Annotated in this window: 8 protein-coding genes, 1 tRNA gene and 1 pseudogene; 4 read left to right on the forward strand and 6 right to left on the reverse strand. The window is 72.3% G+C overall.

Going from position 1 to position 9,768, the window contains the following annotated elements:
- Window positions 1–132: 132 nt before the first annotated feature.
- The 3 genes from AB0C76_RS12195 to AB0C76_RS12205 all read right to left on the reverse strand — a co-directional run bounded on the left by AB0C76_RS12195 (window position 133) and on the right by AB0C76_RS12205 (window position 3,808).
- Window positions 133–1,416 (reverse strand): Ig-like domain-containing protein, encoded by a 1,284-nt coding sequence (locus AB0C76_RS12195; RefSeq protein ID WP_359963499.1) that lies wholly within the window; start codon window positions 1,414–1,416, stop codon window positions 133–135.
- 185 nt (window positions 1,417–1,601) lie between these two features.
- The gene (locus AB0C76_RS12200; protein ID WP_329927403.1) at window positions 1,602–1,940 is read right to left on the reverse strand and encodes a hypothetical protein; all 339 of its coding nucleotides are present in this window, start codon (window positions 1,938–1,940) and stop codon (window positions 1,602–1,604) included.
- A gap of 467 nt (window positions 1,941–2,407) precedes the next feature.
- Window positions 2,408–3,808, reverse strand: coding sequence for a cystathionine beta-synthase (locus AB0C76_RS12205; RefSeq protein WP_359963502.1), 1,401 nt, complete (start codon window positions 3,806–3,808; stop codon window positions 2,408–2,410).
- 251 nt (window positions 3,809–4,059) lie between these two features.
- Here AB0C76_RS12205 and AB0C76_RS12210 point away from each other — a divergent pair, with 251 nt between their 5' ends.
- The 3 genes from AB0C76_RS12210 (at window position 4,060) to AB0C76_RS12220 (ending at window position 7,692) form a co-directional block, all read left to right on the forward strand.
- Window positions 4,060–5,154: an SGNH/GDSL hydrolase family protein gene (locus AB0C76_RS12210; RefSeq protein WP_359963505.1), complete on the forward strand. Its 1,095-nt coding sequence runs from the start codon at window positions 4,060–4,062 to the stop codon at window positions 5,152–5,154.
- Window positions 5,155–5,216: 62 nt separating this feature from the next.
- Window positions 5,217–6,437, forward strand: a complete 1,221-nt coding sequence (locus AB0C76_RS12215) for an acetyl-CoA C-acetyltransferase (RefSeq protein WP_359963508.1) — start codon at window positions 5,217–5,219, stop codon at window positions 6,435–6,437.
- A gap of 310 nt (window positions 6,438–6,747) precedes the next feature.
- Window positions 6,748–7,692, forward strand: coding sequence for a hypothetical protein (locus tag AB0C76_RS12220; protein WP_359963510.1), 945 nt, complete (start codon window positions 6,748–6,750; stop codon window positions 7,690–7,692).
- Window positions 7,693–7,784: 92 nt separating this feature from the next.
- Here the strand turns inward: AB0C76_RS12220 and AB0C76_RS12225 are convergent, their stop codons facing one another.
- From AB0C76_RS12225 to AB0C76_RS12235, 3 genes are all read right to left on the reverse strand, one after another.
- Window positions 7,785–8,162: a hypothetical protein gene (locus AB0C76_RS12225; RefSeq protein WP_359963513.1), complete on the reverse strand. Its 378-nt coding sequence runs from the start codon at window positions 8,160–8,162 to the stop codon at window positions 7,785–7,787.
- Window positions 8,163–8,271: 109 nt separating this feature from the next.
- Complete coding sequence (locus AB0C76_RS12230; protein ID WP_359963515.1) at window positions 8,272–9,144, reverse strand: Bax inhibitor-1/YccA family protein; 873 nt, start codon at window positions 9,142–9,144, stop codon at window positions 8,272–8,274.
- Between the two features lie 141 nt (window positions 9,145–9,285).
- A tRNA-Leu gene (locus tag AB0C76_RS12235) sits at window positions 9,286–9,367 on the reverse strand.
- A 293-nt stretch (window positions 9,368–9,660) separates the two neighbouring features.
- On the opposite strand from AB0C76_RS12235, the pseudogene AB0C76_RS12240 reads away from it, so the two are divergent.
- A pseudogene (locus tag AB0C76_RS12240) lies at window positions 9,661–9,768 on the forward strand (ABC transporter ATP-binding protein); the annotation flags it as partial.

The following is a 9,768-nucleotide window of genomic DNA, read 5'->3' on the forward strand; positions in this document are numbered from 1 at the left end:
ACGAACGCGCTGGACCCGGCGTCCTGTCGCCGTCTCCGTTCGCGTTCCACACCCACCCGACTCCTCGGGCGGACCGCGAGGTTCGGTCCGCCCGGGGAGGAGATGCCGGACGGTGTGCCCGGGTGGCGCGGGTCAGACCGCGCTGCCGGCCTTCCAGTCGGCCCAGGACATGTTCCAGCCGTTGAGGCCGTTGTCCGGGGCGACCGTCTTGTCGCCGGAGTTCACGACCTCGACGACGTCGCCGATCATCGAGGACTTGTAGAACTTGTAGCCGTCGGTGCCGCTGTCCGCCGCGCCCTTGGCGTCCTGGAGGCCGACGCAGCCGTGGCTGGTGTTCTGGCCGCCGAAGATCGACGACGGGGACCAGTAGTTGCCGTGGATGAAGGTGCCGGAGGTGGTGAGGCGCTGGGCGTGCGGCACGTCGGCGATGTCGTACTCGCTGCCGAGGTTGACGGTCTGCGAGTTCATCCGGGTCTGCGTGTACTGCTCCGAGATGACCATCTTGCCGCCCCACGTCGTGTGGTCGGGCGCACCGCCGGAGATCTTGTAGACGGCGCTGACCTGGCCGTCCGTGGTGACGGTGAGCTTCTTGGTGGAGAGGTCGGCGACGCTCGTCTGCGCGCGGCCGATGGTGAAGCTCACGTCCTTGGACTGCGTCCCGTACACGCCCTTGGCGCCCTGGACGTCCTTGAGCCGCAGCTGGACGGTCACCTTGGTGCCCTTGGCCCAGTACTCCTGCGGACGGAAGTCGAGGCGGGTGCTGGAGAACCAGTGGCCGACGATCTCGACGCCGGGGGCGGCGACCACGGTGATCGCCTGCTGGACGGCCTTCTTGTCGGTGATCGGCTTGCTGAAGTTGATCGAGACCGGCATGCCGACGCCGACGACCGAGCCGTCCTCGGGGGTGAAGTACCCCACGAAGGTGTTCGCCGGGGTGGCGGTGGTGAAGACGGCGTTGGCGTCCGCCTCCAGCTTGTCCTTGTCGGTGGCGGTGGCGGTGACGGTGTACTTGGTCCCGCTGACCGGCGCGGTGGCGGAGGTCCAGCTGGTGCCGTCGGAGGCGAGCTGGCCGGCCAGCTCCTTGCCGGTGGAGTCGGTGACCTTGACGGTGCCGAGGGTGCCGCCCGCGACGGTGACCTTGACCGGGTCGCTGAAGCTCGCGGCGGTGGTGCCGTCGGCCGGGCTGACGGTGATCACGGCGGTCGAGGTCTTCGGCGCACCGCTGCCGCCGGAGCCCGGGGTGCCGCCCCCGGAGCCCCCGGAGCCGCCGGAGCCGCCGGAACCGCCCGCGTCGGCGCTCTTGGTGTCGTTGCAGGCCGCGAGCAGGAGCACGGGCGCCCCGATGAGGCCCGCGAGTACACCGCGCCGGCTCCAGTTGCCCCCGGCCGACCGGCCCTGACCGTCGCGTGCCGTCACGTCGCGTTCTCCCTGCTGATCATCCCGGGCATTACGGATACAGAAACGCAATATGCCCGTTCACGGTTCCACCACCGAAGGGTAAGCGATCCTATGAGATGACCCGGACGTGCCGTAGGGAGCCGAAACGCCCGGCCCCCGCGCACGCGGGGGCCGGGCGTTTCCGCAGCCGTGGTCCTCGACGACTACTCGGCGGACTCCTCCACCGAGTACTCGTCCCACTCCTCGTTGTCCGGGTCGAACTCGGTCTGGGCCGACTCCCAGGTCGCCGAGGCGAGCTCGACGCCCGGCACGTCGCCGAGCAGCGCCACCGGGTCGATGAAGTGGGCGAGCGAGCCCGACGGGTCCACCTCGATGGCCTCGACGGACTGCGCGCGCTCCTCGTCGTCGAGGTAGTCGTCGCCGGCCACCTGCTCCAGGGCCGCCGCCTTCAGGGCGCCCTCGTCGGTGATCTCCGCGATCAGTTCGATCTTGAGCCGGACGTAGCGCGGTGCGTCCTGGCCGGTCGTTTCAGTGCTGGTCATGCGTGCGAGCGTACGGGAAGGGCCGGTCCCTCGGAGAAGGACCGGCCCCGACCGCACTCCGCCTGGGCTCCCCCACCCGGGAGCCGCGGAGTCGCGCCGACCGGCGCGGTGGCGGCCGCGGGAGCCGCCGCTCACCCTGTCGACCGGCCGGAGCCGGGCAGGGGCGGGACGACGGCGCCTCCCGCAGCGGTGCCCCTCCCTCCGCGAAGCGGTCGGGGAGAGCGGACACGGCCGGCCGGGTCAGGGCCGCCCGTCGTGTCCGGAGCCGACCGCGACCACCGGGGAGCCGCTCCCGGACGGTCACTGTCGCCTCGCTCGGCTTGTTGCCGTTGACACAACCATGCCGGAGCGTTGTTAACCGCGTGCTGCGGGGAGGTGACGCCGGTGTACCACTTCGCCCGTGGACGAATCCTTCACATCCGTCCTGCGGGCGCGGCCCGGTGACCGCGCGTCAGCGCGCCGGAGCGTCAGTGCGCGGCGCGACCGGTCAGGAAACCGAGCAGGTCCTGCCGGGTGACGATGCCCTGCGGCTTGCCCTCGACCAGCACCACCGCGGCGTCGGCCTTCTCCAGGACGGTCATCAGGTTGGTGACCGTCTCGCCCGAGCCGACCACCGGCAGCGGCTTGGACATCACCTTGTCCAGCGTGTCGGTGAGCTCGATCTCCTTCGCGAAGATGCCCTCCAGCAGCAGCTTCTCCACGACCGAGCCGATCACCTCGCCGGCCATGATGTCCGGGTGGCCGGCGCCCGGGGACACCACCGGCATCTGCGAGACGCCGTACTCGCGCAGCACCCGGACCGCCTCGGCGACCGTCTCGTTCGGGTGCATGTGGACGAACTGCGGGACGCCGCCCTGCTCGATGCTCTCCTTGCGGGCCAGCACCTCGCCGATGTGCGCCTCGTCGGTGGAGGAGGGCAGGAAGCCGTAGTCGGCCATCCAGTCGTCGTTGAAGATCTTCGACAGGTAGCCGCGGCCGCCGTCCGGCAGCAGCACCACGACGACGTCGTCCGGCCCGAGCTTCTTGGCGACCTCCAGCGCGGCCACCACGGCCATCCCGCAGGAGCCGCCGACCAGCAGGCCCTCCTCCTTGGCGAGGCGGCGGGTCATCTGGAAGGAGTCCTTGTCGGACACGGCGACGATCTCGTCCGCGACGTTGCGGTCGTAGGCGGTGGGCCAGAAGTCCTCACCGACGCCCTCGACCAGGTACGGCCGGCCGGTGCCGCCCGAGTAGACCGAGCCCTCCGGGTCGGCGCCGATCACCTTGACCTTGCCGCCGGACACCTCCTTCAGGTAGTTGCCGGTGCCGGAGATGGTGCCGCCGGTGCCGACGCCCGCGACGAAGTGGGTGATCTTGCCGTCGGTCTGCTCCCACAGCTCCGGGCCGGTGGAGTGGTAGTGCGAGGCCGGGTTGTCCGGGTTGGAGTACTGGTCCGGCTTCCAGGCGTTCGGGGTCTCGCGGACCAGGCGGTCGGAGACGTTGTAGTAGGAGTCCGGGTGCTCCGGGGCGACGGCGGTCGGACAGACGACCACCTCGGCGCCGTAGGCGCGCAGGGTGTTGATCTTGTCGGTGGACACCTTGTCGGGGCAGACGAAGATGCACTTGTAGCCCTTCTGCTGGGCCACGATCGCCAGACCGACACCGGTGTTGCCCGAGGTCGGCTCGACGATCGTGCCGCCCGGCTTGAGGGCGCCCGAGGCCTCGGCGGCCTCGATCATGCGCATCGCGATGCGGTCCTTGACCGAGCCGCCGGGGTTGAAGTACTCGACCTTCGCCAGCACCGTCGCGCTGATGCCCTCGGTGACCTTGTTCAGCTTGACCAGCGGCGTGTTGCCGACCAGGTCGATGATCGAGTTGTGGTACCGCACGGGGGTCCTCCCGGTCTATGGGCATGCGAGTGCTTTCGGTAGGGCAAAGCCTAGGCCGTGCCAGGCGCACCGGCCCTCCCCTCGTGCGCAGCGCCCCCAATGGCCCACCTCCCCTCCGGCCGCCGGCGGCCGCGGGACCCCACCGATCGGCCCACGCTCCCGGTAGCCGCACCCCCCAACCGGGTAAGAACGCCGTGCAGGCATTTCGTGGCCCCCGAGGGGGCGGCACGAGGACGCGAAGGGGGAACCGGATGCCAGGGGCACAGGTTTCTCGGGCCCGGGTGGCCCGCCGGATCGCCACCGCCGCAGCGTACGGCGGCGGCGGTCTCGGTCTGCTCGGGGTCGGCCTCGTGGGGCTGCTGCTGACCGAGGGGAGGCTCGCCATCCAGGCCATCGGCATCCTCGAAGGCGACCCGCCGAAGGCCGACGGCGTCTACGGCGAGGCCTTCGCGGACGCCGCCAGCGGGCCGCAGCCGCCGCTCGTGCTGGCCGTCTTCGGCGACTCCACCGGCGCCGGCCTCGGCGTGCTGCGCTCCCGCGACACCCCGGGGGCGCTGCTCGCGGCCGGCCTCGCTTCGGTCGCCGAGCGCCCGGTCCGGCTGGTGAACGCGGCCCGCTCGGGCGGCCGGTCCGCCGATCTCTCGGGCCAGCTGGAGCAGGCGCTGCCGCACCGCCCCGACGTCGCCGTGATCATGGTCGGCGCGAACGACGTGACCCGCCACAGCCCGGCCCAGCTCGCCGTCCGCCAGCTCGGCGAGGCCGTCGCGGCGCTGCGGGCGAACGGCTGCGAGGTGGTGGTCGGCACCTGCCCGGACCTCGGGACGATCAAGCCGGTGCGCCCGCCGCTGCGCTGGGTGGCCCGCCGGCTGAGCCGGCAGCTGGCCGCTGCCCAGACCATCGCCGTGGTGGAGGCGGGTGGCCGGACGGTGTCGCTGGGCTCGCTGCTGGGGCCGGAGTTCGCCGCGCGGCCCGAGATGTTCGCGGCCGACCGCTACCACCCGTCCGCCCAGGGCTACGCGACGGCCGCGATGGCCGTCCTGCCGTCGGTCTGCGCCGCGCTGGGCCTGTGGCCGGACGAGGAGCACCCGGCCGGTCCGGTGCGGGGCGAGACGGTGCTGCCGGTGGCGATGGCCGCGGCGGCCGCGGCGGGCCGGGCGGGCACCGAGGTGGCGGCGGTGGAGGCCGAGGGCGCGACCCGCCCCTGGGCGCTGCTGCGCAACCGGCTGCGGAGCGGCCTGCCGGGCGCGTGGACGGCCGGTGCGTCGGCCGCCGGACCGCCCGGGGAGCCTCCCGCCGCTCCCGGGGGCACGTCGGCCAGCTCACACGCCGGTGCTGGTGACGCCTGACCTACCAGGCGGTAACTTTCCTCCCGGACGCCAGTCCGCCGTCAAGCAGCGAGGAGCCCGTCATGCCCGAAGCCGTCATCGTCAGCGCCACACGTTCGCCGATCGGCCGGGCGTTCAAGGGCTCGCTCAAGGACGTCCGCCCGGACGACCTGACCGCCCACGTCATCCAGGCCGCGCTGGCCAAGGTGCCGCAGCTGGACCCGCGCGAGATCGACGACCTGATGCTCGGCTGCGGCCTGCCCGGCGGCGAGCAGGGCCACAACCTGGCCCGCATCGTGGCCGTCCAGATGGGCATGGACTACCTGCCCGGCGCGACGATCACCCGCTACTGCTCGTCCTCGCTGCAGACCACCCGCATGGCGCTGCACGCGATCAAGGCCGGCGAGGGCGACGTCTTCATCTCGGCGGGCGTCGAGACCGTCTCGCGCAGCGTCAAGGGCACCTCGGACGGCATGCCCGGCACCATGAACCCGCTCTTCGACGAGGCCCAGGCCCGCACCGCCAAGCGCGCGGAGGAGGGCGGCGGCGAGTGGCACGACCCGCGCGAGGACGGCCTGCTGCCGGACGCCTACATCGCGATGGGCCAGACCGCCGAGAACCTGGCCGCGATCAAGGGCATCACCCGCGCCGAGCAGGACGAGTTCGGCGTGCGCTCGCAGAACCTCGCCGAGGCCGCGATCAAGGCGGGCTTCTGGGAGCGCGAGATCACCCCGGTGACGCTCCCGGACGGCACCGTGGTCAGCACGGACGACGGCCCGCGCGCCGGCGTCACGCTGGAGGGCGTGTCCGGCCTGAAGCCGGTGTTCCGCCCCGACGGCACGGTGACCGCCGGTAACTGCTGCCCGCTGAACGACGGCGCCGCCGCGCTGGTGATCATGTCCGACACCAAGGCCCGCGAACTCGGCATCACCCCGCTCGCCCGCGTCGTCTCCACCGGCGTCAGCGCCCTCTCCCCCGAGATCATGGGCTACGGCCCGGTCGAGGCCTCCAAGCAGGCGCTGAAGCGGGCCGGCCTGAGCATCGGCGACATCGACCTGGTCGAGATCAACGAGGCCTTCGCCGCCCAGGTCATCCCGTCCTACCGGGACCTCGGCATCGACCTGGACCGCCTGAACGTCAACGGCGGCGGGATCGCGGTCGGCCACCCCTTCGGCATGACCGGCGCCCGGATCACCACCACGCTGATCAACTCCCTGCAGTGGCACGACAAGCAGTTCGGCCTGGAGACCATGTGCGTCGGCGGCGGCCAGGGCATGGCGATGGTCATCGAGCGCCTCAGCTGACCCCGCCGACCTCCAACTGCCGTCCGCCGCACCCCTGGAAGGGTCTGGACCACCCATTTGGAGTGACGCACGGTAATTGAGGGCCGGATCACACCGCGAGGTCGATCCGGCCCTCTTCCCGTTCGTTTCCGACCCGGAAATCGACACTGCGGAGCGGATCAACTCCGCAGCGTAGAACGGTACTACTTAACAATTTGGGGACAAGGGCGGAAGTCCGGGACGAATTAGACATTCGCCACTGCGGTCACACCCCCGCATGCGGCAGTGTGGAGACGTAACCCCGTTCCGCTCCTCGCTAGGAGTACGTTCCGTGAGCGCCGTCTACACCATCCTGCTGCTGATCCTGATCACCGTGTCGGCCGCCGTGCTGATCCACCTGCGCGGGCTCTCCCGCCGGCTGGACGCACAGGCCGCGGCCCAGGCCGCACCGGCCGCGGTCGACGAAGCCGCGATACGCCGGGCCGTGACCGAGGCGCTCGCCGCCGACCGCGAGCGGGAGATCACCGAGGCCCGGGCGTTCTGGGCCGAGCAGGAGGCCCGCGCGGCCGAGGACGCGCCACTGTTCGACTCGCCCTTCACCGGCGCCCTCTCCGGCACCGACGAGTGGCCGCTGTTCTTCCCCCGCCCCACCGGCCCGCAGGACGCCGCCGACAACGCCGGGACGATGGACCCGGAGTTCGGCGAGGCGCTGCGCTCCGCGCTTGAGGACCTGATCACCGAGGGCGGCATCGTCCCGGCCGAGCCCGGCACCGACGGCGGCGCGCCGCTGTGCCCCGGACACCCGGCCGGCGCCGAGGCCTCCGGCGACGCCCGCGCCCGCCGCGAGGCCGACCTGATCGCCACCGGCCTGGAGGCCGGGCTGCTGGACGCCGAACCGGCCGTCGAGGACGCCCCGGTCGCCGCGCCGGACCCCCGCCGCCACCCCTCGCACCCCGACTTCGTGCCCAGCCAGGCGCCGTCCCGGGAGTGGACCGACACCCGGCTGGCCACCCTCGCCGACGAGGGCGTCGCCCTGATCGACGTGCGCCCGGGCCCGCTGGGCACCCTGGACGTGTACGCCTTCGCCGACGGCACCACGCTGTGCGTGGCCCCGGGCGACCGGGAGGCCGCCTACCGGCTGATCGACGCGGTCCGGGCCGGCGAGCACGTCCGGCTGCTGGGCGGCTCGCGCTTCTCCGGCTCGTACTCGCTGACGTTCTCCACCGACGAGGAGGCCGTCTACGTCCTCGCCGACCGGGTGGTCGCCAGCATCTGACGCCCGCTCACGACACGTCGCCGAAGGCCGCCCGGGCCACAGGGGTTACCGACCCGGGCGGCCTTCGGCGTTCGCGCGCACCCGGGACGCGCCTACGCGCAGAGCGCCGCCGTCTCGCCGACCGCCGTGACCGCCCCGGCCAGCACCTCGGACGCCGGTGCGGGGCCGCCGAGTTGCCGCGGCAGCGCCACCTCGGCGTCCTCCGGCAGGGCCGCGAGCGCGAGCGCCAGGTCATGCCCGGCGACGGCCAGCTGGTCCCCCACCGCGAACGGACCCGCGTCCGGGAACTCCCGCTCCGGCCCGCCCTCCGCGGCGCCAGCCAGCGCCGCCAGCCGGCGCGCCAGCGCCAGCACGGCCGCCGCCCGCGACGCGTGCCCGGGCACGGCACCCAGCAGCTTGCTCTGCGGCAGCGAGCGGAAACGATCCGCCAGGGAGTCGACGGCTTCGACCAGGGGCTGTACGTCATGCATACCGAGGAGCCTAGGGCCCGTCGGCCCCGAAACGCCGCCGGGCCCCGGAGCGGTGTGCTCCGGGGCCCGGCGGCAGTGGGTGGCGGGATCCCCCCGCCGGGTTCTTCGATCAGTCGTCGCCGCGCAGGATGGCGATCAGGCGCAGCATCTCGACGTAGATCCAGACCAGCGAGAGGGTGAGCCCGAAGGCGGCCCGCCAGGCCTCCTGCTGCGGCGCACCCTGCGCGATGGCCTCCTCGATGGCCGCGAAGTCCAGCGAGAGGAAGAAGGCGCCGAGGCCGATGCCGATCAGGCCGACCACGATGCCCAGCGGGCCGGAGCGCAGGCCGAGGTCGGCACCGAAGGCCAGCGCGATCACGTTGACCAGCATGAGCAGCACGAAGCCCATGGCGATCGCGATGCCGATCCGGGTGTACTTCGGGGTGACCCGGATCCTCCCGCTCTTGTAGGCGAACAGCATCGCCGCGAAGACCGCCGCCGTGCCCAGCACCGCCTGGATCGCGATGCCCGGCAACCTGACGTCGAGGGCGTGCGTGACGGCGCCGAGCGCGAAGCCCTCCAGGGCCGCGTACAGCAGGATCAGCGGCGGGCTGACGCTCCGCTTGAAGGAGACGACCAGGCCGACGACCATGGCCACCAGGCTGGCGCCGATCGCGACGCCGAAGTTCTCGAACGGCAGCGCGAACCAGGCCACCGCGCCGGCGGCGACCAGGGTCAGCAGCGTCATGGCGGTGCGCGCGACCACGTCGTCGAGCGTCATCCGCCCGGTGGCCAGCGGGCCGGCGGACGGCCCGTTGTACATCGCGTACAGCTGCTCGTCGCTCAGCGGGGCCTGGCCCGGCTGCTGCTGGGCGTAGGGGCCGCTCGCGTAGGGGTTGTTGCCGTACGGACCCCCGGCCTGCGCGGTGGTCCCGAACCCCGCGTAGCCGGACTCGCGGGTGAAGGACCCCTCCCGCGAGAAGACCGGGTTGCTGCTTCTCATTGCTCATTCCCTCCGTGGCGGCACTGCACCGCCCCGGACCCAGGGTAATGGCTTGGCAAAAATATCGGGATACGCCGCGAGGATGATCCGTCGACAGGACGCACGGCGGGGACGCCGGCGGCGCCCCCGCGCGTCGAGCGGTGCCCGGAGCCGGACTCGAACCGGCACGGCCTCGCGGCCAAGCAGTTTTAAGCTGCCCGTGTCTGCGTTCCACCATCCGGGCGTCCTGCGAACCACCCCTGAGCCTAGTCGCCCGGCTCACCCTTTCGCATGTTCCCAGCCCGGGAAGTTGTCATGTTTCCTTGCCATCTGACGAACTGTTCGAGATCCGGCCACGGAGCACACCGGTTCAGGCCACCGTCCTGCCCTCAGGGTCGGTGTCATACCGCAGGAGGAGGGCGCCGGACACCCGTACGCCCAGGGGCGGTCGGGCCAACCGTCCGACGGAGCGACGATAGACCATGATCACGCGGCGGAGCATGGAGGTACGAATCCGCGACCCGCAAGGAGCACCCCGTGACCTCGTCGACCGCAACCGCCGTCCGCACCGGCCGGGCGGCCGCCCGCGCCACCGGCCTGAACAAGGTCTACGGGGAGGGGGAGACCCGCGTCGTCGCCCTGGAC

The organism is Kitasatospora sp. NPDC048722 (assembly GCF_040650235.1).
Taxonomy (GTDB): Bacteria; Actinomycetota; Actinomycetes; order Streptomycetales; family Streptomycetaceae; genus Kitasatospora.